Annotated in this window: 25 protein-coding genes and 2 pseudogenes; 15 read left to right on the plus strand and 12 right to left on the minus strand. The window is 70.8% G+C overall.

Annotated elements, in window-relative coordinates; translation table 11 throughout:
- Positions 1 to 124: 124 nt before the first annotated feature.
- The 3 genes from ACFVYA_RS20655 to ACFVYA_RS20665 all read left to right on the plus strand — a co-directional run bounded on the left by ACFVYA_RS20655 (position 125) and on the right by ACFVYA_RS20665 (position 2,600).
- The gene (locus tag ACFVYA_RS20655) at positions 125 to 1,642 is read left to right on the plus strand and encodes a trypsin-like peptidase domain-containing protein (RefSeq protein ID WP_387047032.1); all 1,518 of its coding nucleotides are present in this window, start codon (positions 125 to 127) and stop codon (positions 1,640 to 1,642) included.
- Between the two features lie 77 nt (positions 1,643 to 1,719).
- Positions 1,720 to 2,142, plus strand: a complete 423-nt coding sequence (gene tatB / locus ACFVYA_RS20660; protein WP_285988441.1) for a Sec-independent protein translocase protein TatB — start codon at positions 1,720 to 1,722, stop codon at positions 2,140 to 2,142.
- A gap of 47 nt (positions 2,143 to 2,189) precedes the next feature.
- Positions 2,190 to 2,600 carry a GNAT family N-acetyltransferase gene (locus ACFVYA_RS20665; protein WP_387047092.1) on the plus strand — a complete coding sequence of 137 codons (411 nt, stop codon included), beginning with the start codon at positions 2,190 to 2,192 and terminating at the stop codon, positions 2,598 to 2,600.
- 57 nt (positions 2,601 to 2,657) lie between these two features.
- Here ACFVYA_RS20665 and ACFVYA_RS20670 read toward each other — a convergent pair.
- The 5 genes and pseudogenes from ACFVYA_RS20670 to ACFVYA_RS20690 all read right to left on the minus strand — a co-directional run.
- Positions 2,658 to 3,205, minus strand: a pseudogene (locus tag ACFVYA_RS20670) (IS30 family transposase); the annotation flags it as partial.
- Between the two features lie 260 nt (positions 3,206 to 3,465).
- Complete coding sequence (locus ACFVYA_RS20675) at positions 3,466 to 4,611, minus strand: Mrp/NBP35 family ATP-binding protein (RefSeq protein WP_285988442.1); 1,146 nt, start codon at positions 4,609 to 4,611, stop codon at positions 3,466 to 3,468.
- Positions 4,612 to 4,621: 10 nt separating this feature from the next.
- Positions 4,622 to 5,122, minus strand: coding sequence for a DUF1003 domain-containing protein (locus ACFVYA_RS20680; protein ID WP_387047033.1), 501 nt, complete (start codon positions 5,120 to 5,122; stop codon positions 4,622 to 4,624).
- Positions 5,115 to 6,392, minus strand: a complete 1,278-nt coding sequence (locus ACFVYA_RS20685) for a magnesium transporter MgtE N-terminal domain-containing protein (RefSeq protein WP_387047036.1) — start codon at positions 6,390 to 6,392, stop codon at positions 5,115 to 5,117. Before ACFVYA_RS20685 ends, ACFVYA_RS20680 begins: the two co-directional genes overlap by 8 nt.
- A 10-nt stretch (positions 6,393 to 6,402) precedes the next feature.
- Positions 6,403 to 7,314: an aminoglycoside phosphotransferase family protein gene (locus ACFVYA_RS20690; RefSeq protein ID WP_387047094.1), complete on the minus strand. Its 912-nt coding sequence runs from the start codon at positions 7,312 to 7,314 to the stop codon at positions 6,403 to 6,405.
- A 93-nt stretch (positions 7,315 to 7,407) separates the two neighbouring features.
- Between ACFVYA_RS20690 and ACFVYA_RS20695 the strand changes: the two genes are divergently transcribed.
- A complete protein-coding gene (locus ACFVYA_RS20695) occupies positions 7,408 to 8,286 on the plus strand; it encodes a slipin family protein (protein WP_387047039.1) in 879 nt (292 codons plus the stop codon).
- On the opposite strand, the gene ACFVYA_RS20700 is transcribed toward ACFVYA_RS20695, so the two are convergent.
- Together ACFVYA_RS20700 and ACFVYA_RS20705 are read right to left on the minus strand one after the other, a co-directional pair.
- Positions 8,283 to 8,987, minus strand: a complete 705-nt coding sequence (locus ACFVYA_RS20700) for a DUF4190 domain-containing protein (protein WP_387047041.1) — start codon at positions 8,985 to 8,987, stop codon at positions 8,283 to 8,285. The genes ACFVYA_RS20695 and ACFVYA_RS20700 overlap by 4 nt on opposite strands.
- 28 nt (positions 8,988 to 9,015) lie before the next feature.
- Complete coding sequence (locus ACFVYA_RS20705; protein ID WP_387047042.1) at positions 9,016 to 9,411, minus strand: DUF4190 domain-containing protein; 396 nt, start codon at positions 9,409 to 9,411, stop codon at positions 9,016 to 9,018.
- A 141-nt stretch (positions 9,412 to 9,552) separates the two neighbouring features.
- On the opposite strand from ACFVYA_RS20705, the gene ACFVYA_RS20710 reads away from it, so the two are divergent.
- From ACFVYA_RS20710 to ACFVYA_RS20735, 6 genes are all read left to right on the plus strand, one after another.
- Positions 9,553 to 10,755: an acyl-CoA dehydrogenase family protein gene (locus ACFVYA_RS20710; protein ID WP_387047045.1), complete on the plus strand. Its 1,203-nt coding sequence runs from the start codon at positions 9,553 to 9,555 to the stop codon at positions 10,753 to 10,755.
- Positions 10,756 to 10,868: 113 nt separating this feature from the next.
- Positions 10,869 to 11,393, plus strand: coding sequence for a general stress protein (locus ACFVYA_RS20715; protein ID WP_167455155.1), 525 nt, complete (start codon positions 10,869 to 10,871; stop codon positions 11,391 to 11,393).
- 244 nt (positions 11,394 to 11,637) lie between these two features.
- Positions 11,638 to 12,960 carry an ABC transporter substrate-binding protein gene (locus ACFVYA_RS20720; RefSeq protein ID WP_387047046.1) on the plus strand — a complete coding sequence of 441 codons (1,323 nt, stop codon included), beginning with the start codon at positions 11,638 to 11,640 and terminating at the stop codon, positions 12,958 to 12,960.
- The gene (locus ACFVYA_RS20725) at positions 12,957 to 13,928 is read left to right on the plus strand and encodes a carbohydrate ABC transporter permease (RefSeq protein WP_387047048.1); all 972 of its coding nucleotides are present in this window, start codon (positions 12,957 to 12,959) and stop codon (positions 13,926 to 13,928) included. The genes ACFVYA_RS20720 and ACFVYA_RS20725 overlap by 4 nt, the downstream gene beginning before the upstream one ends.
- On the plus strand, positions 13,928 to 14,767 hold the full coding sequence (locus tag ACFVYA_RS20730; RefSeq protein WP_285988452.1) for a carbohydrate ABC transporter permease: 840 nt from the start codon (positions 13,928 to 13,930) through the stop codon (positions 14,765 to 14,767). Before ACFVYA_RS20725 ends, ACFVYA_RS20730 begins: the two co-directional genes overlap by 1 nt.
- A gap of 4 nt (positions 14,768 to 14,771) precedes the next feature.
- Complete coding sequence (locus ACFVYA_RS20735) at positions 14,772 to 15,953, plus strand: ABC transporter ATP-binding protein (protein WP_387047050.1); 1,182 nt, start codon at positions 14,772 to 14,774, stop codon at positions 15,951 to 15,953.
- A gap of 43 nt (positions 15,954 to 15,996) precedes the next feature.
- Here the strand turns inward: ACFVYA_RS20735 and ACFVYA_RS20740 are convergent, their stop codons facing one another.
- Positions 15,997 to 16,869: a hypothetical protein gene (locus tag ACFVYA_RS20740; protein WP_387047096.1), complete on the minus strand. Its 873-nt coding sequence runs from the start codon at positions 16,867 to 16,869 to the stop codon at positions 15,997 to 15,999.
- Positions 16,870 to 17,154: 285 nt separating this feature from the next.
- Between ACFVYA_RS20740 and ACFVYA_RS20745 the strand changes: the two genes are divergently transcribed.
- Both ACFVYA_RS20745 and ACFVYA_RS20750 read left to right on the plus strand, forming a co-directional pair.
- Entirely contained in the window at positions 17,155 to 17,349 is a 195-nt protein-coding gene (locus ACFVYA_RS20745; RefSeq protein WP_285988455.1) for a PspC domain-containing protein, read from the plus strand.
- Positions 17,350 to 17,388: 39 nt separating this feature from the next.
- Positions 17,389 to 19,227: a HEAT repeat domain-containing protein gene (locus ACFVYA_RS20750; protein WP_387047052.1), complete on the plus strand. Its 1,839-nt coding sequence runs from the start codon at positions 17,389 to 17,391 to the stop codon at positions 19,225 to 19,227.
- A 1-nt stretch (position 19,228) separates the two neighbouring features.
- Here the strand turns inward: ACFVYA_RS20750 and ACFVYA_RS20755 are convergent, their stop codons facing one another.
- Entirely contained in the window at positions 19,229 to 19,894 is a 666-nt protein-coding gene (locus ACFVYA_RS20755) for a TetR/AcrR family transcriptional regulator (RefSeq protein WP_387047054.1), read from the minus strand.
- Positions 19,895 to 20,013: 119 nt separating this feature from the next.
- Here ACFVYA_RS20755 and ACFVYA_RS20760 point away from each other — a divergent pair, with 119 nt between their 5' ends.
- Complete coding sequence (locus ACFVYA_RS20760) at positions 20,014 to 21,513, plus strand: MFS transporter (RefSeq protein WP_387047056.1); 1,500 nt, start codon at positions 20,014 to 20,016, stop codon at positions 21,511 to 21,513.
- A gap of 40 nt (positions 21,514 to 21,553) precedes the next feature.
- On the opposite strand, the gene ACFVYA_RS20765 is transcribed toward ACFVYA_RS20760, so the two are convergent.
- Genes ACFVYA_RS20765 through ACFVYA_RS20775 form a run of 3 tightly spaced genes read right to left on the minus strand, consistent with a single transcriptional unit; the run spans position 21,554 to position 24,185 of the window.
- On the minus strand, positions 21,554 to 22,213 hold the full coding sequence (locus ACFVYA_RS20765; RefSeq protein ID WP_387047058.1) for a response regulator: 660 nt from the start codon (positions 22,211 to 22,213) through the stop codon (positions 21,554 to 21,556).
- A complete protein-coding gene (locus ACFVYA_RS20770; protein WP_387047059.1) occupies positions 22,210 to 23,352 on the minus strand; it encodes a histidine kinase in 1,143 nt (380 codons plus the stop codon). Before ACFVYA_RS20770 ends, ACFVYA_RS20765 begins: the two co-directional genes overlap by 4 nt.
- On the minus strand, positions 23,349 to 24,185 hold the full coding sequence (locus ACFVYA_RS20775) for a CPBP family intramembrane glutamic endopeptidase (RefSeq protein ID WP_387047061.1): 837 nt from the start codon (positions 24,183 to 24,185) through the stop codon (positions 23,349 to 23,351). Before ACFVYA_RS20775 ends, ACFVYA_RS20770 begins: the two co-directional genes overlap by 4 nt.
- A 172-nt stretch (positions 24,186 to 24,357) precedes the next feature.
- On the opposite strand from ACFVYA_RS20775, the pseudogene ACFVYA_RS20780 reads away from it, so the two are divergent.
- Together ACFVYA_RS20780 and ACFVYA_RS20785 are read left to right on the plus strand one after the other, a co-directional pair.
- A pseudogene (locus tag ACFVYA_RS20780) lies at positions 24,358 to 24,841 on the plus strand (SigE family RNA polymerase sigma factor).
- Positions 24,841 to 25,584, plus strand: a complete 744-nt coding sequence (locus ACFVYA_RS20785; protein WP_387047062.1) for a hypothetical protein — start codon at positions 24,841 to 24,843, stop codon at positions 25,582 to 25,584. The pseudogene ACFVYA_RS20780 and the gene ACFVYA_RS20785 overlap by 1 nt, the downstream one beginning before the upstream one ends.

The raw sequence follows: 25,584 nt of genomic DNA on the forward strand, positions 1-25,584 counted from the left end.
CACATCGCCGTGACCCTGTGGACAAGTGGCTCAAGAAACAGCCACTTCACCCCTGGACCGGCAGACTCGGAGCACTGGGCTTGGGTATCGTCACGCCCAGCCACCTGATCTTCTGCACCGGGGAATGATGACCGAGCCGAACGAGAATCCCGAGCAGCCCGGCGCGCGCGAAGCCGATCGGCTGGGCCCGCGGCCGCTCGCGCGGCCGGCCGTCGATCCGGCGCAGGCCGCCGTGTTCGGCAGGCCGCAGGGGGTTGATGGCGCGTTCGACAAGCTCTACTCGCCGCCGAAGACCAACGGCGTCAACCTCGCCCCGCCCGCGCCCGAGTCGCTCGCCGAGGCCTTCCGGCGGCCGCCCGGGGCCGAGGGTGTGCTGCTCGAACGGCCGCGGGAAGCCACCGGTGACGTGCCGGACGCCGAACCGCCCCTGTGGACCGGTACTCGTGATCCCTGGCGTGATCCCGGGGCCGCCGCGGTGCTCGCCGGGCCCGCCATGGCCGCCGAGGACGAGGCGAAGCCCGCCAAACGGCCGCCCGGCGCGCTGCTCAGCCTGCCCGAAGTGCTCTTCGGACGGCGTGTGCAGCCGAAGGCGCTCGTCCTGCTCGGCGTCGTCGCGCTGCTCGTCGGCGCGGCCGGCGGCCTCGTCGGCTGGTGGGTCGCCGACACCGGTACCGAGCTCACCGGCTCCGCCACCATCGCCGAAGCCGAGGCCGGCAAGGAACGCCCCGCCGGGTCCGTCGCCGAGATCGCCAAGCGCGTCGCGCCCGCCGTCGTCTCGCTCGAGGTGTTCAAGCCCGGCGCCGAGTCCGGTGAGCAGGGCTCCGGCGTCATGATCGACCCCCAGGGCTACATCCTCACCAACGAGCACGTCATCGCCTCCGCCGCCGCGGACCCGGGCGTCAAGGTCACGGCCGTCTTCATCGACGGCACCCGCACCGAAGCCAAGCTGGTCGGCGGCGACCAGAAGACCGACCTCGCCGTCGTGAAGGTCAACGTCACCAACCCGACCGTGCTGCAGGTCGGCAAGTCCGCGGACCTGCAGGTCGGCGACACCGTGATGGCGATCGGCTCCCCGCTGGCGCTGCAGAACTCGGTGACCGCCGGCATCGTCAGCGCACTGAACCGGCCGATCACCGCAGGCGGCGACAACGGCGCCGCGCCGGTCACCTACGAGGCCATCCAGACCGACGCCGCGATCAACCACGGCAACTCGGGCGGCGCGCTCGTCGACTCCACCGGCGCGCTGGTCGGCATCAACTCGTCGATCCGCTCGGCGGGCGCGGACGGCGGCAGCATCGGCATCGGCTTCGCCATCCCGAGCGACTACGCGATCAAGATCGCGAAGGCGCTGATCAAGGACGGCAAGGTCCAGCACGCCGACATCGGCATCAACGCGTCGTCGACGGTCGCCGGCTCGTCCACGATGGGTGCCCAGGTGAAGAACGTCGCGCCCGGCGGCCCGGCCGCGAACGCGGGCATCAAGGAGGGCGACGTGATCACGAAGATCGGCAACCGGCTCGTCCGCGACTCCGCGGAACTGACGGTCGCGGTCCGCGCGCACGATGTCGGCGAAGTGGTCCCGGTGTCGCTGGCGCGCGACGGCGCGAGCTTCGTCGTGGACGTAACCCTGGCTTCCGACTGAGTTCCCGCGTTCGGCCTGCCGGAGTGCGGCGGGTGGCGGGTACCCTGGGCGGGTAGGTTCCGAGTGGAGGTAGACGGGTGTTCGACAGTGTCGGATGGGGGGAGATCCTCGTCCTCATCATCGCCGGTCTGTTCATCCTCGGCCCGGAACGGCTTCCCGAAGCAGCGTCCTGGCTCGCGAAGAGCGTGAAGAAGGTCCGCGACTTCGCGACCGGCGCGAAGGAGCAGCTCCGCGAAGAGATGGGCCCGGAGTTCGACCAGCTGCGCAAGCCGCTGGAAGACCTCCGCGGACTGCGGAACTTCGACCCGAAGCGGGTCGTGACACAGCACCTCTTCGACGGCGACGCCGACCCGCTCGGCCTGAAGGGCATCACGAACGGCAGCAGCACGCCGGCCAACGGGACCAACGGCTCGAACGGCTACCTGGCCGGCCAGACCCAATCCGCACCGGAGCCGCTCAAGCCGGGCGAGCGCCCGCCGATCGACCCGGACGCGACATAGTCCGCATCGATTTCCTCACCGAACCCGACCGCGTCCGCTGGGAAGTCCTGGCCCGTGGCAAGGACGCGTACTTCGACGTCTCACGCAGCGACGAAGCCTACGAACGCACCTGGCGGCGCCTGTTCGACGACGAGCGGATCCGCGGCATCGCCGCCCGGATGGACGGCGAGGTGGTGGGGATTGCGCACTACCTGTTCCACGCGAGCGTCTGGTACGCGGGGAAGTGCTACCTGGCGGACTTGTTCGTCGACGCCGCGGCTCGTCGCCGGGGCGTGGCGAGGGCGATGATCGAGTGGGTGGCGCGGGACGCCGAGGAGCAGGGCTTTCCGGGCCTGTACTGGAACACGCTCGAGGACGCCCCGGCTCGCGCGCTGTACGACCAGGTGGCCAGGCTCAACGCGGGCCTCATCCACTACAGCCACCGGCGCGACGCCCGGCCGTTCACAGGGCAGCCGTGATGTGGACAAGCCGGGCAGGCGGCGGCCTTTTCGGGTGTTCCGTCGGGTAGGCCCGATAGACTGCCAGTTGAGGGTCATTCTGGGCCGGTCGTTGAGTTCGGTGGCGACGGTGTCGAGGTGTTCGGCGGTGTGCATCGAGAGGTCGGTGCCTTTGGGGGAGTACTGGCGGAGCAAGCCGTTGGTGTTCTCGTTGGACTCGCGTTGCCAGGGTGCGTGCGGGTGCGTGGCGATCTTGGCGATCTTGGCGATCAGGGCATCCCGGACCAGGGGCGGGGTGTAGCCCTCAGGCAGGTGCAGCAGCATCACGTAGCGGGGTGGTGCGTTCGACCAGCGTGCCGATCGCTGAGCGGTTGAGGGCACCCATGATCAGGTCGCCTTCCCAGTGCCCGGGGACCGCCCGATCCGCCACCTCCGGTGGCCGGTCGCTGATCATCACCATCGGGGTGGCCATCCGCGGCCGCCGCTGATCCGGGCGCTCATGGGGGCCGCCGCTTGATGCGGCCGGTCCGCAGCCACCCGGCGACCTCGCGCCGCAGCCCGCCCCGGGCCTGCACATACAGGGCTTGGTAGATCGTTTCGCAGCACATCTGCCACTCCGGCCGTCCCAGTTCGGCTGCGATAGCCCGCAGCCAGATCCCGGGCTTGGCGGACCCGGTCGGCGATCCGGACCCGCTCCTGCAGGCTGAGAAATCGTGACGACACCTCCGCCGGCGCCGACGGAGCCGCCGCGGCCTGGGCTGCCTCGGCGCGCCAGCGTTTGGCGGTCCGGTAGTTGACCCCGACCCGCCGGGCCGCTTCCCTGCTTCCACCAGGGCAAAGTAGGCCACCGCCGAGGGCGGGGGAGTTTGGTCGTCGGTGGCGCCGCTCAGCGACCGGCAGGCGTCACGTTCAGCATCATCCCGGCCAGCCCGCGCGCCCGGACCGAGAGCTTCTTCGCCACGTCGCTCAGGACCACCGAGGCCGGTGCCTCCGGCTCGGACAGCACGATCGGCGTGCCCGCGTCGCCCTGGGTCACCACGCGCGGGTCCATCGGGACCTGGCCCAGCAGCGGTACCTCCGAGCCGATCGACTTCGACAACGACGAAGCCACCGTCGCGCCGCCACCAGACCCGAACAGCTCCAGGCGCGACCCGTCCGCCTGCTCCAGCCAGGACATGTTCTCGATGACGCCGGCCACCCGCTGACGCGTCTGCAACGCGATCGCGCCCGCTCGCTCGGCCACCTCGGCCGCCGCCTGCTGGGGGGTGGTCACCACCAGGATCTCCGCGTTCGGGATCAGCTGGGCCACCGAAATCGCGATGTCGCCGGTGCCCGGGGGGAGGTCCAGCAGCAGGATGTCCAGGTCGCCCCAGAACACGTCCGCCAGGAACTGCTGCAGGGCCCGGTGCAGCATCGGGCCGCGCCAGATCACCGGGGTGTTGCCCGGGGTGAACATGCCGATCGAGATGACCTTCACGCCGTGGGACTGCGGCGGCATGATCATCGTGTCGACCTTCGTCGGCTTCTCGCGCGCGCCGAGCATGCGCGGGATCGAGTGGCCGTAGATGTCCGCGTCCACGACACCCACCGACAACCCGCGGGCGGCCATCGCCGCCGCCAGGTTCACCGTCACCGACGACTTGCCCACGCCGCCCTTGCCCGACGCCACGCAGTACACCCGGGTCATCGAGCCCGGCTGGGCGAACGGGATCACCGGCTCCGCCGCGTCGCCGCGCAGGGACTTGCGCAGCTCCGTGCGCTGCTCGTCGCTCATCACGTCCAGCTCGACGCGGACGTCGGCCACGCCCGGGAGCTTCGAGACGGCGGCCTGCGTGTCCGCGGTCAGCGTCGCCTTGAGCGGGCAGCCGGCCACCGTCAGGTAAATCCCGACCGTGACCACGCCGTCGTCACCGACGACAACGTCCTTGACCATCCCCAGGTCCGTGATGGGTTTCCGGATCTCGGGATCTTGCACGCTCTTCAGCGCGCTGCGGACGTCATCGACGCTGGGGAGCTGCTGCGTACTGGTCACCCCGTCCATGTTACGTACCGGTAGGGGTGCGGGACTTCCTGGGCTGGATGGACAGGTCTTCCCGGAGCCGGTCGAGCTCGCTGCGGAGGTAGTCGCGCGTCGCCACCTCACCGACCGCCAGGCGCAGCGCGGCCAGTTCCCGGGCCAGGTACTCCGTGTCCGCCTTCGTCTGGGCCGCGCGGTTGCGGTCCTCGTCCAGGGAGACGCGGTCGCGGTCGTCCTGCCGGTTCTGCGCGAGCAGGATCAGCGGCGCCGCGTACGCCGCCTGCGTGGAAAACGCCAGGTTGAGCAGGATGAACGGGTACGGGTCCCACTGCAGCGAGACCGCCGTGATGTTCAGCACGACCCACACGATGACGAGCAGCGTCTGCCAGAACAGGTACTTCCCGGTGCCGAGGAACCGCGCCAGCCGCTCGGACAGCCTGCCGAACGTGTCCGGGTCGATGTTCAGCCTGAACCGGTTCTGGCCGCGGGGCTGGTCGAGCCGCCGTCCCGAAGTCAGCTCAGGCACGGTCTTCCTCCAAGGTGTCGTGCAGCCCGGTCTCCCGCCAGTCCTCGGGCAGCAGGTGGTCGAGGACGTCGTCGACGGTCACCGCGCCGATCAGGTGGTCCTCGGCGTCGATGACCGGCCCGCAGGTCAGGTTGTAGGCCGCGAAGTACCGCGTGACCTCGGCCAGCGAGGCCCCCGGTTTCAGCGGCGGGAGCCCGGTGTCCACGGCGCTGGCCACCAGCTCCGCCGGCGGCTCCCGCAGCAGCCGCTGGAAGTGGACGACGCCGACGTAGCGCCCGGTCGGCGTCGCGGTCGGGGGCCGGCAGACGAACACCATGCTGGCCAGCGCCGGCGGCAGCTCGGCGTTGCGGATGTGGGCCAGCGCCTCGGCGATCGTCGTGTCCGGGGTCAGCACCACCGGCTCCGGCGTCATCAGGCCGCCCGCGGTGTCCGACGAGTACTCCAGCAGCCGCTTGACCGGCGCCGACTCCTCCGGCTCCATCAGCTCCAGCAGCCGGCTCTGGTCGGCCGGCGCCAGCTCGGCCAGCAGGTCGGCCGCGTCGTCGGGGTTCATCGCTTCCAGGACGTCGGCCGCGCGCTCCTCGGCCAGGTAGGCCAGCAGTTCCTTCTGGTCGTCGTCCGGCAGTTCCTCGATGACGTCGGCGAGGCGCTCGTCGTCCATCGCGTCGGCGACCTCGTGCCGCCGCTTGAGCGGCAGGTCGCGCACGGTCGCGGCGATGTCGGCCGGGCGCATCGTGTCGAACAGCACGAGCAGCTGGCCGGCGCCCTGGGGCTGGCCGGTCAGGTCGGTCAGGCCGAGCCCGGCGACCTCCGACCACGGCAGCACCTGCATGGGCGAGCGGCGGCGGCCCAGCCCCACCCGCCGTTCGCGGATGGCGAGCTTGGCCAGGACCCAGTCGCGGGTGCGGGTCGGCTCCATCCCGGCGTCGACGACGGTGATCCGCGTGTCCGACCCGGCGAGGGTGGCGTGCGCGTCGAGCAGCTGGCCGAGCACCAGGACCTCGTTGGGCCGCTGGTTGAACTGGCGCATGTTGACCGAGCCGGTGGCGAGCGTCACGGCGGACGGCTCGATGGAGGTGACGCGCAGCATCGGGACGAAGACGCGCCGCCGGGTGCTCAGCTCGACGACCAGGCCGAGGATCCGCGGCGGCTGGGCGTCCAGGCGCAGCCCGGCGACCAGGTCGCGGACGCGGCCGATCGACTCGCCGTCCGGGCCGAACACCGGCAACCCGGACAGCTGAGCTGCGAAAACCCTGTTGACCCCGGCCATGCCGGTGACACTATCGGCTGGCTGCCCACGGAGCGATTTCCGCCACTGTGAGAAAGGCCGGGTCGTCGCTGTTCTCGCCCGATGCGAGCTGCTCCTCGAGCATCCAGATCCAGTTCTGCACGGCCCGCACGAGCGTCCAGGCCCGCGCCTTCGCCGCGTCCAGCTCCTGCGAAGCGACGATCAGCGCGAACCGCTCGTCCAATGTGGATTCGGTGAAGCGGTTCCAGAACAGCGGGATGACGCCCCACTCGAGGTCGCCGGCCAGGGGCTTCGGGTCGATCACCAGCCACGGCTCCCGCGAGCCGGCCAGGACGTTCTCGAAGTGCAGGTCCTCGTTCACCAGCAGTTCACCCGCCGACGGCCCGAGCTCGCGGCAGATCGCGACGGCGTCGGCGACCAGCCGCCGGTCGAACGGTTCGCCGAGTTCGGCCCAGCGGCGGGGGAGTTCCCCGGTCAGCCGGGCCGCCTCGGATCGCAGGTGCCGGCTCATCGCCGCCGGCGCCGGGACGGCCAAGCGCTGCGCCAGGCCGCCGATGAGCGGGAGCGCCGACCGCAGCGGCAGGTCGTCGAGGGTGCGCCCGGCGTCGAGCCGTTCGAGCAGCAGGACGCCGTCGTCCGGCGCGGAATCCAGCAGCAGCACCGCACCCCGACCGGCCCATGTGGACAGTGCGAGCGGCTCGTCGGCGGATTCGGTGTCCCGCCAGCCCAGCTTCAGCACCACCGGCGTGCCATCGGGCAGCCGTGCGGGCTGCACCACGCCGACGTAGCCGTGCATCGCCTCGCCCTCGAACGTCAGGCCCCACTTCCGGGCGTACTCCGCGGCGAGCTCCGGCAGGGCGGCCAGCCACGGGACGGCGCCGTCGCCGAGCACCCGGGGCGCGCGGGCGGCGAACAGCGGGGGGATGCGGAGGTCGGTCACCACCCCAGCCTGGCCGCCGTGTCCAGTGCGTTTCGTCAGCTTCCCGGCGGGCGTACGCTGGGCTTTCAAGGGGAAAACGCAACCCCGGGAGCAGTCATGCTGGTGGAGATCCTCAGCGCCGTCGTCCTCGCGGGCGGAGTCTGGCTCGCGTCGAGCGTGCGCGTCGTGAAGCAGTACGAACGCGGTCTGGTCTTCCGGTTCGGCCGGGTGCGGTCGCGGGTCGCGGAACCCGGCCTCAAGGTGCTGGTGCCCTTCGCGGACCGGCTCCAGAAGGTCAACATGCAGATCGTGACCATGCCGATCCCCGCCCAGGACGGCATCACCCGCGACAACGTCACGGTCCGCGTCGACGCGGTCGTCTACTTCAAGGTCATCGACCCGGTCGTCGCGGCGGTCAACGTGCAGGACTACCGGTCGGCGGTCGGCCAGGTCGCGCAGACGTCGCTGCGCTCGATCATCGGCAAGAGCGAGCTCGACGACCTGCTGTCCAACCGCGAGCGCCTCAACGAGGGCTTGGAGCTGATGATCGACAGCCCGGCGCTGGACTGGGGCATCCACATCGACCGCGTCGAGATCAAGGACGTCGCGCTCCCGGAGGCGATGAAGCGCTCGATGTCGCGCCAGGCCGAAGCGGAGCGGGAGCGGCGCGCGCGCGTCATCTCCGCCGACGGCGAGCTGCAGGCGTCGTACAAGCTGTCGCAGGCGGCCGCGCAGATGGCCGACACGCCCGCGGCGCTGCAGCTGCGGCTGCTCGAGACGGTGGTGCAGGTGTCGTCGGAGAAGAACTCGACGCTCGTGCTGCCGTTCCCGGTGGAGCTGCTGCGGTTCCTCGACGCGCAGACGCCGAAGGCGGCCGTCCCGGCGCCGAAACCCGAGGCCGAGCCGGAACCGGCCGAGGCGAAGCCGGAGGTGAACGGCCACCCGGCGCCGTCGCCGCGCAGCCCCGGCGACGCGGTGCTGCCGTCGGCGGACTAGCTGCTCAGGTAGCCGTTCGAGCCCAGGATGATCAGGGTGGTGATGAAGCCGACCCAGAGCGCGATCACGACGTAGCCGACGATCACGGCGGCCGTGGCCAGCCCGCGGCCGCCCGCTTCGCCGCGGTTGGTCTTGCTCAGCGCGACGTGGCCCATGATCAGCCCGGCGAGGGCGGTGATGCCGGAGCAGAAGCCGAGGATCGAGCACACGAGGGCACCGATCGCCAGCGCGTTGTCCTGCGCGCGCGGCTGTCCCGGGTACGGCTGCCCGAACGGCGCCGGCGCGGCGTACGGGCGCCCGTACGCCGGCGGGTAGGGCTGCTGGTGGGTCTGCTGGAACGTGGGCTGGTACACCGGCTGCGGCTCGCCGGGGGCGGCGAACGGCGTGCCGGGGATGTAGGCGGCCGGGGTCTCGTACGCGCCGGGCGGCAGCGGACCGGGCTGCTCCGGGGCGACGGTTGCCTCGGCCGCCACCGGCGTCCCGGCGGCCGGGGTCTCGGCGGCCGAAGTCCCGGCGGCCGGGGTCTCGGCGACCGTCGTGTCCGCGGTGTCCGCCGGCGCCGCCGCGGCGATCGTGGCGTCGGGCGAGGGCGGGTCGTAGTTCTCCGGCTCGTACGGTGCCTGATCCGCGGCCGGCGGCGGGTCGTACGCCACGGTCGGGTCGGCGACCGGGCGGTCCTTGTCCCCGGACGGGTCGGTCATGACGGGTCCCCTCGGTGCGGGCCGGCGCTCAGTGGAAGGCGCCGTTGGCGGCGGCGATCGAGATGAACAGGATGGTGAGGCCGATGCCCAGGGCGATCCCGACGTACCCGATGACGATCGCCGCCATCGCGACGCCCTGTCCCTCGGCCTCGCCGCGTTTGGCCTTGCCGTAGGCGATGTGGCCCATGATGATGCCCGCGACGGTCACCAGCACGCACAGGAAGATGCCGAGGATCGAGCAGACCAGCGCGCCGACCGCGAGGCCCGAACCTTCTCGCGGCGGACCTGGCGTCCCGGGGTAGCCCTGGTACTGCGGCGGGTAGCCGCCGCTCGGGTACTGCTGGCCGTAACCGGGCTGCTGGTAGCCGCCCGAGGGCGGGTACTGCCGGCCGTACGGGTTGTTCGGGTCCTGCGGGTAAGTCATGATCTCTCCCCTCCCCGCCGCACTTTACGGGGCCGGACCCGCTGAGCGTGAGCGCCCTCATAGCAGGGTGACGGCTTTCCGGTCATACTCACCGGTAACCCAGCGCCGGGAGCGGCGTCCTACTCCGGAAAGGGAGCCGTGATGGCCCGTCTCGCCCAGACCGCCGGCCTGACCGACGTGCAGTCGGAGATCCTCGCGACCGTCCGCCAGTTCGTGGACAAGGAGGTCATCCCGCACGCGCAGGAGCTCGAGCACGCCGACACCTACCCCGCCGACATCGTCGCGGGCATGAAGGAGATGGGCCTGTTCGGGATCACCATCCCGGAGTCCTACGGCGGGCTCGGCGAGTCGCTGCTGACCTACGCGCTGGTCGTCGAGGAGATCGCGCGGGGCTGGATGAGCGTGTCCGGCGTGATCAACACCCACTTCATCGTGGCGCACATGATCTCCCGCCACGGCACCGAGGCGCAGAAGCAGCACTTCCTGCCGCGGATGGCGACCGGCGAGGTCCGCGGCTCGTTCTCGATGTCGGAGCCCGATCTCGGCTCGGACGTCGCCGCGATCAAGACCAAGGCCCGGCGTGATGACGACGGTGCTCACTACGTCATCGACGGCTCGAAGATGTGGCTGACCAACGGCGGGTCGTCCAACCTCATCGCGCTGCTGGTGAAGACCGACGAAGGCGCCGAGAAACCCCATCAGAACCTGACCACGTTCCTGGTCGAGAAGCCGGAGGGCTTCGGCGAGGTGGCGCCCGGGCTGACCATCCCCGGCAAGATCGACAAGATGGGCTACAAGGGCGTCGACACGACCGAAGCGGTCTTCGACGGCTACAAGATCGGCGCCGACATGGTGCTCGGCGAGGCGCCGGGCAAGGGCTTCGCGTACATGATGGACGGTGTCGAGGTCGGCCGCGTCAACGTCGCGGCGCGCGCCTGCGGCATCGCGATCCGGGCGTTCGAGCTCGCGGTGGAGTACGCCCAGCAGCGCAAGGCGTTCGGCAAGGCGATCGCCGAGCACCAGGCCGTCGCGTTCAAGCTGGCCGAGATGGCGACCAAGGTCGAGGCGGCGCACCTGATGATGGTGAACGCGGCCCGCCTCAAGGACTCCGGCGCGCGCAACGACGTCGAGGCCGGGATGGCGAAGCTGATCGCGTCGGAGTACTGCGCGGAGGTCACGCAGGACGCATTCCGCATCCACGGCGGTTACGGGTATTCGAAGGAGTACGAGATCGAGCGGCTGATGCGCGAGGCGCCGTTCCTGCTGATCGGCGAAGGCACCAGCGAGATCCAGAAGACCATCATCAGCCGGGGGCTGCTGCGGGAGTACAAATCGCGGTCCTGAACGACGTTTGTCGCTCTGTCGACAAACGACCGCCCGGCCTTTCGGGGTAAGCGGCTCGCACGGTCCGGGTGTTCTTGACAAGATGGACGCCCGGACCCACGAGTGCGCAGGTGATGATGGTGAGTAGTCCCTTTGGCGGGGGGCGGGCGCCCGGTGGCCTGCCGCGGCTGCCGACCCCGCCGACCGGCTGGCCGATCGGGTCGTACGCGACTTACGGCGAGGCGCAGAAGGCGGTCGATTTCCTCGCCGACAGCGAGTTCGCCGTCGGCGACGTCACGATCGTCGGGGTCGACCTGATGCTCGTCGAGCGCGTGATCGGCAAGCTCAGCTGGGGCCGCGTGCTCGGCACCGGCGCGGTGTCCGGGGCCTGGTTCGGCCTGTTCGCGGGGCTGCTGCTCGGGTTGTTCGTCAACCAGGGGTTCGCGTTGCAGGTGCTCACCGGGCTGGTGCTCGGGGTGCTGTCCGGGCTGATGTTCGCCGCGATCGGGTACAGCATGTCGCGGGGCCGCCGGGACTTCTCCTCGGCGAGCCAGCTCGTCGCCGGTCGCTACGACGTCCTGTGCCAGCCGCGCTCGGCCGAACAGGGCCGGGAACTGCTGGCCAAGCTGGCGCTCAAACCGCCGTCCGCGAACCCCTGAGAAACCCGACCCCTACCAGGGAAAAATCACGATTCGACGCGCGGTGCGCTGAATCGTTACCGATACTGCTTGCGGGGTGTGATCGCCCGGCATAAGTTGGCCGACACCAGTCGGGCGGCCTCGCCCCACCAGCGCGGCGGCCCGAGCACTAGCACGTCGGGGTGCTGGCGCGGTTTCGCCTCATCGCGTCGCGGTGCCCACCGGGTGCCGCGGTAACCGGCGTGCACGCGGGTGAGGAGGCCTTATGGGGAAGAGGATCGGCGCGGGCAAACGAGGACGTTCGCCCGGCCGCACCGCCATCCTGCTGGGGGCAGGGGCATTGGTGACCGGCATGCTGGCCGGGTGCGGGACGAGTTCCGGGATGAAGATCAACATCTACATGTCGCCCGAGGACAACTTCCAGAAAGTTGTCGACGCCTGCAACGTGAAGGCGGCCGGGAAGTACGAAATCATCTACAACAAGCTGCAGCGCGGGTCGGACGACCAGCGGCTGCAGATGGCGCGCCGGCTGGCCGCGGGCGACACCGCCATGGACATCCTGGGGCTCGACGTCACCTGGGTTTCGGAGTTCGCCGAAGCCGGCTGGGCCGAGGAATGGACCGGCGCGAACAAGGCGGAGGCGTCCCGGGGCGTGCTGCCGGGGCCGCTCGACACCGCGACCCACAACGGGAAGCTGTACGCGGCCACGAAGAACACCAACGTGCAGCTGCTCTGGTACGACGACCGGGTGACGCCGAAGCCGCCGGCGACCTGGGACGAAATGATGCAGAAGTCCCAGGAGCTCAAGGGGCAGGGCAAGCCCTACGAAATCGTGTTCACCGGCGCGCAGTACGAAGGCCTGGTCGTCTTCTACAACACGTTGGTCGCGTCGATGGGCGGGCACATCCTGTCCGACGACGGCAAGTCCGTGGTGATGGACGAAGGCGCCGTGAAGGCGCTGGAACTGCTCAAGAAGGTGTCGACCTCGGGGCTCACCGACCCGTCGCTGAGCAACATGAAGGAAGACGACATCCGGCAGGCGTTCCAGCGCGGCCAGGCCGCGTTCCAGCTCAACTGGCCGTACGTCTACGCCGCCTACGCCAAGGACAAGAAGGCGGACCTCCCGCACTTCAAGTGGGCGGTCTACCCGGCGGCCGCGCCCGGCGTGCCCGCCCGGACCACGATCGGCGGGTTCGACCTGGCGGTGAGCACCTACTCGCAGCACAAGCCGGAGGCGTTCGAGGCGGCGCTGTGCCTGCGCAGCCCGGAAAGCCAGAAGATCTCCGCGATCAACGACGGTGTGCCGCCGAGCATCGAATCGGTGTACCACAACGACGTTCCGCTCGATCCGGGGAAGCCGGCGTCGGCCGACAACCCGAACATGGCGAGCCAGTACCCGATGCGCGAAGCGATCCTCGCCGCGCTCAAGACCGCCGCGGTGCGGCCGCTGACCCCGGCGTACCAGAACATGTCGACGGTGATGTCGAAGGTCCTGTCGCCGCCGTCCGAAATCGATCCGAAGGCCACCGCGGACAAGCTGCGCGAGGAGCTCGACAACGCGCTCCAGTCGAAGGGAGTGATCCCGTGACCGTCCAGGACTCGACCCCGGCCGGCACCGCCGGGGCCACGGTCGCCGGGCAGGCGACCGCCGGCAAGAAGGGCAAACCCGCCCTCTCCGAAGGGAAGAAGGCCGAGCGGCGGCTCGGGCTGTGGCTGTGCGCACCCGCGTTCGTCGTGATGATCGCGGTCACCGGCTACCCGATCCTCTACTCGGTCTGGCTGTCGCTGCAGCGGTACGACCTGCGGTTCCCGGCGCAGCAGCAGTTCATCGGCTTCGACAACTACGCCGCCGTGCTGTCCAGCTCGTACTGGTGGACGGCGTTCGGCACCACGATGTTCCTCACCGTGGTGTCGGTGGCGATCGAGTTCGTGCTCGGCATGGCGCTGGCGCTGATCATGCACCGGACGCTCGTCGGCCGCGGCCTGGTCCGCACCGTCGCGCTGATCCCGTACGGCATCGTCACGGTCGTCGCGGCGTTCTCGTGGTACTACGCGTGGACGCCGAAGACCGGGTACCTGGCGAACATGCTGGCGTCCGACGCGGCGCCGCTGACCGAACAGTGGCCGTCGCTGTTCATCATCATCGGTGCCGAGGTGTGGAAGACCACGCCGTTCATGGCGCTGCTGCTGATGGCCGGCCTGGCGCTGGTGCCGGACGACCTGCTCAAGGCGGCGGCGATGGACGGCGCGACCGCGTGGCAGCGGTTCACGAAGGTGATGCTGCCGGTGATGAAGCCGGCCATCCTGGTGGCGCTGCTGTTCCGCACGCTCGACGCGTTCCGCATCTTCGACAACATCTACGTGCTCACCAACGGCGCGCAGGACACCGGATCGGTGTCCATGCAGACCTACGACAACCTGGTGAAGGGGCTCAACCTCGGCATCGGGTCGACGATGGCGGTGCTGATCTTCATCACGGTGGCGATCATCGCCTTCCTCTTCATCAAGGTGTTCGGCACCGCCGCACCCGGATCCGACAACGGGGGTAAGCGCTGATGGCGATGGGAACCGTCACGACGGGCCGCAAGGTCAGGTGGGGCCTCGTCGACATCCTCGTGCTGGTGTTCGCACTGGTGCCGGTGCTCTGGGTGGTTTCGCTGTCGTTCAAGACCAAGGACACGCTGACCGACGGGAGCTTCATCCCGCAGGCGTGGACCTGGCAGAACTACGCGGACATCTTCCAGACGTCGGAGTTCCTGCTGGCGCTGGTCAACTCGATCGGCATCGCGATCATCTCGACGCTGATCGCGGTGGTGCTGGGCACGATGGCCGCGTACGCGGTCGCCCGGCTCGACTTCCCCGGCAAGCAGCTGCTCGTCGGGCTGTCGCTGCTGATCGCGATGTTCCCGCAGGTGTCGCTGGTGACGCCGTTGTTCAACATCGAGCGGAACATCGGGCTGTTCGACACGTGGCCGGGGCTGATCCTGCCCTACATCACGTTCGCGCTGCCGCTGTCGATCTACACGCTGTCGGCGTTCTTCCGGGAGATCCCGTGGGAACTGGAAAAGGCGGCGAAGATGGACGGCGCGACGCCGGCACAGGCGTTCCGCCGGGTGATCGCGCCGCTGGCCGCGCCGGGCGTGTTCACCACGGCGATCCTGGTGTTCATCTTCTGCTGGAACGACTTCCTGTTCGCCATCTCGCTGACGTCGACCACGGCGTCGCGCACGGTGCCGGCGGCGCTGTCGTTCTTCACCGGGGCCTCGCAGTTCGAGGACCCGACCGGGCAGGTGAGTGCGGCCGCGGTCGTCATCACCATCCCGATCATTGTGTTCGTGTTGTTCTTCCAGCGTCGCATCGTGGCGGGGCTGACCTCCGGTGCGGTGAAGGGGTAGCGCTATGGCAGAGATCGTGCTCGACAAGGTGTCGAAGAAGTACCCCGACGGCGCCCTCGCCGTGTCCGAAGTGGACATGACCATCGGGGACGGCGAGTTCCTCGTCCTGGTCGGCCCGTCCGGCTGCGGGAAGTCGACCATGCTGAACATGGTGGCCGGGCTGGAGGACATCACCTCCGGCGAGCTGCGCATCGACGGGCAGCGCGTCAACGAGAAGGCCCCGAAGGACCGGGACATCGCGATGGTGTTCCAGTCCTACGCGCTCTACCCGCACATGAGCGTCCGGGAGAACATGGCCTTCCCGCTGCGGCTGGCCAAGGTCGACGACAAGACCGTGCGGGCGAAGGTGGAGGAAGCGGCGACGATCCTCGACCTGACCGCGCACCTGGACCGCAAGCCGGCCAACCTCTCCGGTGGCCAGCGCCAGCGCGTCGCGATGGGCCGGGCGATCGTCCGCAACCCGAAGGCGTTCCTGATGGACGAGCCGCTGTCCAACCTGGACGCCAAGCTCCGCGGCCAGATGCGCACGTCGGTGTCGAAGATCCAGAAGCAGCTCGGCACGACGACGCTGTACGTGACGCACGACCAGACCGAGGCCATGACCCTGGGCGACCGGGTCGTGGTGCTGCGGGCCGGGTACGTGCAGCAGATCGGCTCGCCGCAGTTCCTCTACGACAACCCGGCGAACCTGTTCGTGGCCGGGTTCATCGGCTCGCCGTCGATGAACTTCGTCCCGGCGACGCTGGAGAACAACGAGCTGCGCAGCGCACTGGGCACGACGCCGCTGACCGACCGCGTCCGGCAGCTGGTGGAGCGGGCGAACGCGCCCCGCGACGTCATCGTCGGCATCCGGCCGGAGCACTTCGAGGACGCGGCGCTGGTCGAGGCCGGGCAGAAGACGGGCGGCGGCACGTTCACCGCGCACATCGACGTGCTCGAGTCGATGGGCTCGGAGAAGTTCGCCCACTTCACGCTGGAGGGCGAAGCCGCCACCGCCGCGGAGCTGGCCGAACTGGCCGCGGACAGCGGGTCCGCGGACGTGCCGGGCGGGGAGTCCCAGGTCGTGGCGCGCCTTTCGGCGGAGTCGTCGGCGGCGGAGAACGCCGACCTCGAGGTCTGGTACGACGCGGACAAGATCAAGCTGTTCGACCCGTCGAACGGCAAGAACCTCACCTACGAGGACTGAGCCCGGAGTTCGTGGAGGCCATCCCGGGAAACCGGGGTGGCCTTCACGGCTGTCCGGGGGTGGGGAGGCGGGGGAGGATCACCGCCGCCGCGCTCCGGGCCAGTGCGCACGTGCCGTCGCCCGCCGTGCCTGCCGTTTCGACCACGCTGATCTCCGCCAGTTCGCGGCGTCCCGGCAGGCCCGGGGCCGGCTGGGTGGTGTCGACCAGGCAGAACGCGTCAGCCGCCCGGACATGGGCGTCGCGGCCGCCGAGCTGCTCGGACGGACCGTCCGGCGCCGCCGTCTCCACCGTCAGCTTCAGGCTCACCTTGCCGCGGATGCAGCTGTGCCCGGACAGCCCGGTCGCCGGCTGGCTGCCGGGGCCGGCGGCCGCGTCGAGGTCGGGGTTGTCCAGCAGGGCGCAGGGTGCCACCCGGCCCCACGAGCGGTCCGGGAACGTCAGCCGGCCGACCTTGTGCGCGGTGATCGCGGCCAGCGCCGAACCGACGGCGGCGTCCGCCACCTCGCAGCGGGCGGCCTGGTCGCCGGCGTCGTCGGTGACCGAGAGGTCGAGCCGGTTGCCGTCGGCGAAGGTGATCGCGCGGGTGCAGGCGCTGCGGTCGTTGAACATCGACTGCTGGACCGCGACGCCCTCGGGCACCGGCCCGGGGTAGTCGTAGGGCTTGATGTTCGGGTCGGAGTCGAAGGCCAGTGGCCCGACGAGGATCGTGCGCGGGCCGGCGGTGGCGTGGCAGCTCTCGAACGTCGGGACGGCGACCGCGCCGGGCGCCACTTCGGGCACGTTCAGCAGGCTGCAGTAGTCGACGTCCCCGAAGTCGCCGAGCGCGCCGGCGGCGGTCAGCGGAGTGGGCCCGGAATCCCGCTCGGGCGCGGCCTGGGTGGTGGCGCACCCACCGGCGAGGAGGGCGCAGAGCATCGCGACGGCCAAGCTTTTCGGACGCGGGTACACGGGGTGCAAGTATCACCACATCGCGCGGAAAAACCAGCCCTGACGGGGACATCTCTCAATATTCTCCGGATTGCCCCGCACGAACCGGCTGTTCAGGCGGATTTCGGAGCGTGTGTGCGGGTTTCCCCGACGTCCTGAACGATTTTCGCTTTTGCCGTCCCCTAAGGGAGCGATCCATCCCGCGAGCGATGCGGAAGCGGGTACTCCGGTGGTGGAGTGGAGGTATCGAACTTCGAGGAAAGGGAAACGACGATGAGCGCACCGGTCACCCGCAGGCTGTCCCGCCCCCGCCACGGCCGCATGATCGGCGGCGTCTGCGCGGGCCTGGCGCAGCGGTACGGCATGAAGCCCGGCACCGTGCGGCTGCTGGCCGTGCTGTCCTGCCTGCTGCCCGGGCCGCAGTTCGTGGCCTACCTGATCATGTGGGCGGTCATCCCGTCCGAGTAAGCCGGGGGCGCGCAAGGGGAGTCTCGTTACGCTGCGCCAATGACCCGAGACGAGGAGCGGCCGGACTGGCGCGATTGGCTGCGCGAACTGGCCGAAGGGAACCAGAACGACGGTTACCTCGGCCTGATCGACGAGCTCGTGCTGCCGGGCCGGACCGCGGCCGCCGCCGAAGCTCTGCCCGAGCTGCTCGCCCACGCCGAGGACGGCACCGCCCGGTTGCGCCACGAGGTGCTCGACGTCGTCAGCCAGCTCGTGCACGCCGAGGGTGCCGCGGACGAGCGCTGGCCGGCCGCGTGGGCGGCGGCGGTGCCGCGGCTGGCCGCCCTGCTCGGCGACTCGGTCCACGGGGTCCGGCAAGGGGCCACGCTGGCCTTGGGGGCCGCCTCGGACCCCGCCGTCCTGCCGGTGCTCCTGGACCTCTGGCCCGTGGAACGGGCCGAGCCGGTCCGGGTGGGGCTCTTGCTCGCGATCGGCGAGCTGGGTGGCGAGGACGTGCTGCCGTGGCTGGCCGAGCGGAACGAAACCCCCGCGATCGCCGTCGCGGCTCTGGTCTCGATCGCGCGGAGCACCGGCGCGGCGCAGGTCGGCCGCCTCGTCGAGGCGTTGTGCGGCGACTTGTCGGCCTTCGTGGGTGCTTACGGTTTCGACGCGCCGGGGCACGTGGTCGTGTGGGTCGCCGCGCACCTGTCCCCGCGACTGCGGACGGAAGTGCTGACCGGGCTGGTGGCGCGGTCGGAGCGGCAGAGCGAGGCGTTGTGGGTGGCGGCGGGCATCGTGGCCCGCCGGCCATCGGCGACCGCAGAGCTGCTCCCGGTGGTCGCGGCCGCGTTGGACGGGCCGGAACGGGGCGCGGCGGCCGCGCTGCTCGCCGGGGTGGCGCCGGCTTCCGCGGAGTACGCCGACCGGCTCTTCGGCCTCGTGGCCGACGAGACGGCCGTCGGCTACGACGACCAGGTCCGCGATTACGCGTTGTGGGCGCTGCTGAGGTTGAAAGACCGCCGATGCGTGGAGCCGCTGCTGTCCCGGTTCGACCAGCGCGAGACCGTGCTCAGCACGGTCGGTAGCCCGCGCACCCACGACCTCTGGACCCCGTTTCGCGCACCCGGGGCGCACCAGGTGCTGGCGGACGCCCCGGAGTTCGCGGCCGATTTCCTGCCGTGGATCTGCGGGCGGCTGGGCCCGAGGACCCACCGGTTCACGGTGTACCCGCTGACCCGACTGCTGCAGGCGTGGGGTCCGGTGGGCGCGGCGGCGGCCCCCCACCTGGCACAGCAGCTCGACGCCCGGGATCCGATCACCGTGGAGTTGTGCGCCGACACACTCGCCGAGATCGGCGCCGACGACGAGCTGTCGATGGCCGCCTTGAAGACGACCGCGAGGTGTCACAGGCTGCCGCTGGCCGCGCGCCGCGCCGCGGCGACGGCTCAGGCCCGGCTCGGCGGTGACTCTTCGCTCGCGGTGACGCTGCTGCAGCCCGGGATCCTCAAAGGCGACGCGAAGTCGGTCGGCTGGGGGGCTTCGCTGGGGAAGCTGGGCGCGCCGCTCGAAGGCGTGTTGCGCGCGTACAAGCCGCAAGGGCTTCGCGACCAAGTGGCTGTCGCTTACGCCACCGCACGGGTCACCGGGGACGTCGGGGAGGCGCTTCCGGTGCTGCTGCGCGCATTGGCGGACGTCGACGCGGCGCAGATCGGGTGGGCGGCGACCGACGCGATGCGGGCGCTGGCGAAACTGGGTCCGCTGCCCGCGGAGGTCGCGCCGGTGCTGCGGGAACTGCTGGCCAGGGACGACCGGTTCGCCAGGTTGGGCGGCTGCGACCTGTTTCTCGACGACGAGGAGTTCCGCCGGGACGTCGCCCGGGCCCTGGCGAACTGCGCCTGAGTCAGGGGCGCCAGCAGGACATCGCTTCCTCGATCTCCTGCTCGTCGAGCGGCGGGTGGGGCAGCGCCGACGGCGTGCCGGGCTCGGCGCGGAGCCCGTCGAGCAGCATGGCGAGGGACCGCCGCCAGAGGCCCGGGTCCACCGCGCACGTGAACTCCACCACCGAGCCGATCATCATGTGCACCATCGCCATGTCCGAAGGGGCGAAGTCCGGCCGCAACCCGCCGGCCGCCTGGGCGCGCTCGATGAGCTGTGTGATCAACGGCACCATGCGGGCTTTCTTTTCGGCGACGTGCTCGTGGCCGAACTTGTTGGACAGCATGATCTCGCGCAGCCCGCGGTCGGCGGAGTGCAGCTCGGCCGCCTTCCACGTGAAGTCGACGAACGCCTGCCACGCGTCATCGGCCTTCAGCGCTTCCACGGCGAGGTCGCCGATTTCCGCCATCCGCTCGGCGAACATCGCTTCGACCAGGTGTTCCTTGCTGGGGAAGCGGCGGTAGACCGTGCCGACGCCGAGGCCGGCGTGGTGGGCGATGTCGTCCAGCGTGGCTTCGAGCCCGCGCCGGCCGAACACTTCGCGGGCCGACGCGAGGATGCGACGGCGGTTGAGTTCAGCGTCACGCCGCAGCGGCCGCGCCGGTGCGGCGGGACCAGCGTCCCGTGCCATGCCGTCCAGTCTAGCTCTTGAAGTAGAGGCGCCCTCTCCGCTTCTTGTGTACCTTGGGACGCGTAAGGGGAGATACCTACTCCACATAGTCTTTTGATCACTTTCTGTGAGGACACTCCATGCCCGAGTCCACACTCGCCGTCGCGCCGCCGGGGGACGCGCGCGCCGGCGCAAACCCCCACCACGCCAGACGCTGGCTGATCCTGGTGATGATCGGCATCGCGCAGCTGATGGTCGTGCTGGACGCGACCGTCGTGAACATCGCGCTGCCCTCGGCCCAGCTCGACCTGGGCTTTTCCATTGACGCCCGGCAGTGGGTCGTCACGGCGTACGCGCTCGCGTTCGGCAGCCTGCTGCTGCTCGGCGGGCGGATCGCGGACCTTTTCGGCCGCAAGAACGCGCTCCTCGTCGGCTTGGCCGGCTTCGCCGCGGTGTCCGCGCTCGGGGGCTTCGCGACCAACATCGAGATGCTGCTGGTCGCCCGGGCGGCACAGGGCGTGTTCGGCGCGCTGCTCGCCCCCGCCACGCTTTCGCTGCTGACCACGACGTTCACCGACCCGAAGGAGCGCGGCCGCGCGTTCGGCGTGTTCGGTGCCATCGGCGGTGGCGGCGCGGCGGTCGGCCTGCTGCTCGGCGGTGTGCTCACCGAGTACCTCGACTGGCGCTGGTGCATGTTCGTCAACATCATCTTCGCCGTCATCGCGTTCGCCGGCAGCTCGGTGCTGCTGCGCAACCAGAAGGACGCCGGCCCGCGGCCGAAGCTCGACCTGCCGGGCACGCTGACGGCGTCGGCCGGCCTGTTCGCCCTGGTCTACGGCTTCGCCAACGCCGAGTCGGACTCGTGGTCTTCGGTGTCGGTCTGGGGCTTCCTGGCCGCGGGTGTGGTGCTGCTGGGCGTGTTCGTCTGGCTGCAGCAGCGCGTCGAACACCCGCTGCTGCCGCTGCGCGTGCTGCTCGACCGGGACCGCGGCGGTTCGTACCTGGCGATGTTCCTGCTCGCCATCGGGATGTTCGCGATCTTCCTGTTCCTGACGTTCTACGTGCAGCAGAACCTGCAGTTCACGCCGATCCAGAGCGGCCTCGGCTTCCTGCCGATGGTGGCGACGCTGATGCTGTCGGCCACGACGGCGACGGCCGTGCTGCTGCCGCGGTTCGGCCCGAGGCCGCTGGTGCCGACCGGCATGGCGATCGCCGCCGCGGGCCTGTTCTGGCTGAGCGGCATCGGCCTGGACAGCACGTACGCCTCCGGTGTCCTCGGCCCGCTGCTGGTGATGGGCCTCGGCATCGGGCTGGCGATGGCGCCGGCGATGAGCGTCGCGACGTTCGGCGTCGAGGCCCACGACGCGGGCGTCGCGTCGGCCGCGGTGAACACGATGCAGCAGGTCGGCGGTTCGATCGGCACCGCGCTGCTGAGCACGCTGGCCGGCAACGCGGCCGCGGCCTACATCGCGGGCAAGGCCCCGACGCCGCAGCTGGCGGCCGAGGCGTCGATCGAGAGCTACACGACGGCGTTCACCTGGGCCGCGGTGATCTACGTGGCGGGCGCGGTGCTCAGCGGCCTGCTGCTGCGCCCGGGCGTCCCGAAGGGCGAGGCGGCGCCCGGCGCCGTGCACATGTAGTTCCGGTCGTGGGAACGGGCCTCCTGCCGGGGAGGCCCGTTCACGTCACCAAGCCGTGCCGGTAGGCGTAGACGACGGCCTGGACGCGGTCGCGCAGGTCCAGCTTGGTGAGGATGCGCGACACGAACGTCTTGACGGTTTCCTGGCTGATCACGAGCCGTTCGGCGATTTCGCTGTTGGAGAGGCCGTCGGCGAGCAGCCGCAGGACCTCCAGCTCACGGGGGGTCAGCGGGACCTTCGGTGCGGCGCCCGGGGCGGGCCGGATCCGGGCGGCGTGCCGGCCGACGAGGCGGCGCGTCACGTCCGGGTCCAGCAGCGCCGCGCCGGTGGCCACGGTCCGGATCCCGTGCAGCAGCTGGTCCGGCGGCGCGTCCTTGAGCAGGAACCCGCTCGCGCCCGCGCGCAGCGCTTCGTAGACGTACTCGTCGAGGTTGAACGTCGTCAGCACGAGCACCTTGACCGGGTGCGGCACCCCGGCCCCGGCCAGCAGGCGGGTGGCCTCGATGCCGTCGAGCACCGGCATGCGCACGTCCATCACCACGACGTCCGGGTGCAGCCGGCCGGCGAGGTCGACCGCGGCCCGCCCGTCCCCGCACTCGCCGACCACCTCGAAACCGGGCTGGGCGCCGATGATGGTCACCAGCCCGGTGCGGATCAGCATCTGGTCGTCGCAGACCAGGACCCGGATCGGCGCGCTCACGAGGGGTTCCCGGTGGGGATCCGGGCGCACACGGTGAAACCGGCGCCGTCGCGGCCCGCGCTGAAGTCGCCGCCCAGGACGCCGACCCGTTCCCGGAGCCCGGCGAGACCGCGGCCGCTCCCGCCGGGCGACGTGCTCCCGGAACCGGCCGTGCTGACCGCCACGGCGATTTCGCGCTCGCCGTGGTGCACTTCCACCGAGGTGCGGCTGCCACGGGCGTGCTTGAGGGCGTTCGTCAGTGCTTCCTGCACGACCCGGTAGGCCACCAGGTCGGCGCTGCCGGCGGACTCCGCGGGCGTGCCCTCCTCGGTGAACTCCACCGGCTGCCCGGCCTGGCGGGCGTGCTCGACGAGCGCGAGGAGCCCGCCGGGGGACGGTGTCCTGGTCTCCGGCCCGTGGTCGGGGTTGAGCAGGTCGAGCAGGTGCCGCAGGTCGGTGATGGCCCGCCGGCCGGTGTCGGTGATCGCGGTCAGCGTCCCGTCGAGCCGGTCCGGTGCGGCGGTCAGGTACCGGGCCGCCTCGGCCTGCACGACCATCGCCGTCACGTGGTGGGTGACGACGTCGTGGAGCTCACGGGCGATGCGGGTGCGTTCCGCGGCGAGCGCGTCCTCGGCGACGCGACGGCGGCGATCCGCTTCCGCCACCCGGGTGGAACGCAGCCACGCGCCGATGCCCCACGCGAACACCAGCAGGAGGTAGAACGTGCCGAACTCCACCACCGGCTCGGACCCGAACCGGAAGAGAACGACCGCAAGCAGCACGTACGCCGCGGAAAACAGCAGCGCGGTGGTGCGCCGGCGCCGGTCCAGGTAGGCGCCCGCGCTCACCAGGGCCACGGCCAGCGCGGTGCCCGCGGCCGAGTGGTAGCCGCGGAGCTGGTCGAGGGCGAAGCCGAGCGAGACCAGGGCGAGGCACAGCACCGGCCACCGCCTGCGCACGGCGAGCGGGAGGGTTTCGAGGAGGAGCACCCCGACGGCCGGCGCGTCGAAGGGGCGTGTCGGCAGGCCGCCGAGCTCCGTCCCGTGGTTCCGCAGCGCGGGCACGAACGCCGATGCCAGGAACAGCAGGCCGAGCAGGAGATCGCGGAGCACGGGGTCCACCCGGCGCCAGCGCGCCAGGAGCCGCCGGTGATCGATCACGGGGCGAGTGTAGTGACGGTGTCGACCCGCTCGGCGCGCTTGGGGCGCGGGATCAGGTGGCCGCGCCGGCGGGCCAGCCACAGGAACGCGGTCGTCGCCAGGACGCAGAACAGCACCGAGTACAGGCTTCCTTCCGGACCGAAGGCGCCGCCGGTGACGATCGACGGTCCGGACGTCACGGCGTCCAGCAGTCCCTGCGGGGTGCCGTTGCCGGAGACCACGGTGCCGAAGATCCCGGCCCCGGCGAAGTTCCAGCCGAAGTGCAGGCCGATCGGCAGCCACAGCTTGCGCGTCGCGACGTACGCGGCGGTCAGCAGGCCACCGGCCTCGATCGCGATGGCGATGGCCCCCCACAGGGTCGCGTCCGGGTTGAACAGGTGCGAAAGCCCGAACAGCACCCCGGTCAGCACCAGGGCGATCCCGGTGCCGGTGCGTTCCTCGACGATCCGGAACAGGACGCCGCGGAACAGCAGCTCCTCCGTCACCGCGGCGGCGGCCATGAAGCCGACGAGGCCCGCCGCGCCCGCCACGGTGCCCCAGCCACGGACCTCGTAGTCACCGAGGAGGGCGATGTTCGCGATGACCGCTCCGAAGAGCGCGATCCCGATCAGCACCCCGCGACCGGCCGCGAGCCCGGCACCCGGCCGAGCGAGCTCGGTGACCGGCCGGTGCTCGGTCCGCCGCACCACCCACCGGTAGACGGCGACCCCGGCCGCGGCGGTCAGGACGCCGATGACCAAGGTGAGCCAGGGATTCGCGCCCACCACGGCGACACCTTGACTGCCGATGAACGCGACCGCCGCAACGGCCAGCAGCTGCCAGACGAGCCTCATGAGAACCCCTTCGCCGAATCCGCGGCCGATGTCCCGCGGCTGTGCTGAACGCTAGGGAGCCGGCGGCCGGGAATCGTCACCATCGGGGGGACACCTGCACGTAGCTCGCACGGGGGACGCTTGAACCTTTCCGGGCCTTCGCGCACTAGTAAGGGGGAGAAGGAGGGGTGGGGTGGCGAGAGACCTCGATTTCAGCGAGTACTTCGCCGCGCGCGTCCAGCGGTTCCGCCGCGTGGCGTTCGCGCTCTGCGGGGACTGGCACGCGGCCGAAGACCTGGTCCAGGCGATGTTCGTCCAGCTGTACCGGCGCTGGCGCCGGGTCCGGCCGGGCACGGTCGACGCCTACGCGCGCCGCATCCTGCTGAACCTGTTCCTGGCCGGGCGCCGGGTTTCCGGACGCGAGTACGTGACGTCTTCGGTGCCGGAAGGGGAGTCGCCACCGGGCCGGGACACGTCGTTGCGGCTCGACGTGGAGCGAGCGCTGGCTGACGCCCCGGCAGCGGGCGATGGTGGTGCTGCGGTTCCTCGAAGACCTTCCGGTGAGCGAAGTCGCGACGCTGCTGGGGATCGCGGAAGGAACGGTCAAGTCCCAGACGGCCCGCGGGGTCGAAGCGTTGCGGGCGGCCCTGCCGTCGCAGACCGGAGAGGAGTGGTGATGGAAGAGGTCCGGTCGTTGCTGACGGCGTACGTGACCGAAGACGAGCCCCCGATCGGCCTGTCCGGGGCCGCGGTGCTCGCCGCGGCCCGCCGGTCCCGCCGGCAGCACCTGCTCACGGCGGCGGTGGCCTCGGCCGTCATCGTGCTGGCCCTGGCGCTGGCGGTGGTGGTGCTGCCGCACCGGGACGACGTCGCGAACACGCCGTGCCCGGCGGCTTCGGACACGCGCGCGGCCCTGGTCGATCGGCTGAGCTGCGTGGTGGGGCGCGCGGTGCGCGCGCTGCTGCCGCCGGACGCGCAGATCACCCGGTTGACGATCCCGGGGGAGACCCCGCCGGCGGACCCGTTCCACCTGATCGCCGACCCGGCCGGGGACGCGCCCCGGGACGCGTTGTTCCACATGGGGGTCCGGGTGACCGACGCACGGGGTTCCGGGTCGGTGTACATCCTGATCGTGCCCAGCGGCAACTCGGGCGGCCCGCCGTGCGGTGATCCGGAGGAGATCCTTTGCCGCACCGAACCGACCCCGCAGGGCTTCTTGTGGTTGTCGACACTGCGCACCGGCGACGTCACGACCCATCGCGTGGCGCTGGGCGCACCGGAGGCGCAGGTGCAGTTCTGGTCGAACAACAGCGGGGTGCTGCAGCAGACGGGCGTCCGCCTGCCGCAGCAGCGCCCGGAGCCGACACTGACCCTCGAGCAGGTGCGGGGATTGGCGTTGACGCCGGGGTTACGTTTGTGA

The organism is Amycolatopsis sp. NPDC058278, from assembly GCF_042881395.1.
GTDB lineage: Bacteria > Actinomycetota > Actinomycetes > Mycobacteriales > Pseudonocardiaceae > Amycolatopsis.

Coding starts and splice junctions, on each gene's coding strand:
- ACFVYA_RS20655 (WP_387047032.1), top strand. CDS start 125: ATGATGACCGAGCCGAACGAGAATCCCGAGCAGCCCGGCGCGCGCGAA.
- ACFVYA_RS20685 (WP_387047036.1), bottom strand. CDS start 6,392: ATGGCCGGGGTCAACAGGGTTTTCGCAGCTCAGCTGTCCGGGTTGCCG.
- ACFVYA_RS20695 (WP_387047039.1), top strand. CDS start 7,408: ATGCTGGTGGAGATCCTCAGCGCCGTCGTCCTCGCGGGCGGAGTCTGG.
- ACFVYA_RS20700 (WP_387047041.1), bottom strand. CDS start 8,987: ATGACCGACCCGTCCGGGGACAAGGACCGCCCGGTCGCCGACCCGACC.
- ACFVYA_RS20705 (WP_387047042.1), bottom strand. CDS start 9,411: ATGACTTACCCGCAGGACCCGAACAACCCGTACGGCCGGCAGTACCCG.
- ACFVYA_RS20710 (WP_387047045.1), top strand. CDS start 9,553: ATGGCCCGTCTCGCCCAGACCGCCGGCCTGACCGACGTGCAGTCGGAG.
- ACFVYA_RS20715 (WP_167455155.1), top strand. CDS start 10,869: ATGATGGTGAGTAGTCCCTTTGGCGGGGGGCGGGCGCCCGGTGGCCTG.
- ACFVYA_RS20720 (WP_387047046.1), top strand. CDS start 11,638: ATGGGGAAGAGGATCGGCGCGGGCAAACGAGGACGTTCGCCCGGCCGC.
- ACFVYA_RS20730 (WP_285988452.1), top strand. CDS start 13,928: ATGGCGATGGGAACCGTCACGACGGGCCGCAAGGTCAGGTGGGGCCTC.
- ACFVYA_RS20735 (WP_387047050.1), top strand. CDS start 14,772: ATGGCAGAGATCGTGCTCGACAAGGTGTCGAAGAAGTACCCCGACGGC.
- ACFVYA_RS20740 (WP_387047096.1), bottom strand. CDS start 16,869: ATGCTCTGCGCCCTCCTCGCCGGTGGGTGCGCCACCACCCAGGCCGCG.
- ACFVYA_RS20745 (WP_285988455.1), top strand. CDS start 17,155: ATGAGCGCACCGGTCACCCGCAGGCTGTCCCGCCCCCGCCACGGCCGC.
- ACFVYA_RS20750 (WP_387047052.1), top strand. CDS start 17,389: ATGACCCGAGACGAGGAGCGGCCGGACTGGCGCGATTGGCTGCGCGAA.
- ACFVYA_RS20755 (WP_387047054.1), bottom strand. CDS start 19,894: ATGGCACGGGACGCTGGTCCCGCCGCACCGGCGCGGCCGCTGCGGCGT.
- ACFVYA_RS20760 (WP_387047056.1), top strand. CDS start 20,014: ATGCCCGAGTCCACACTCGCCGTCGCGCCGCCGGGGGACGCGCGCGCC.
- ACFVYA_RS20775 (WP_387047061.1), bottom strand. CDS start 24,185: ATGAGGCTCGTCTGGCAGCTGCTGGCCGTTGCGGCGGTCGCGTTCATC.
- ACFVYA_RS20785 (WP_387047062.1), top strand. CDS start 24,841: ATGGAAGAGGTCCGGTCGTTGCTGACGGCGTACGTGACCGAAGACGAG.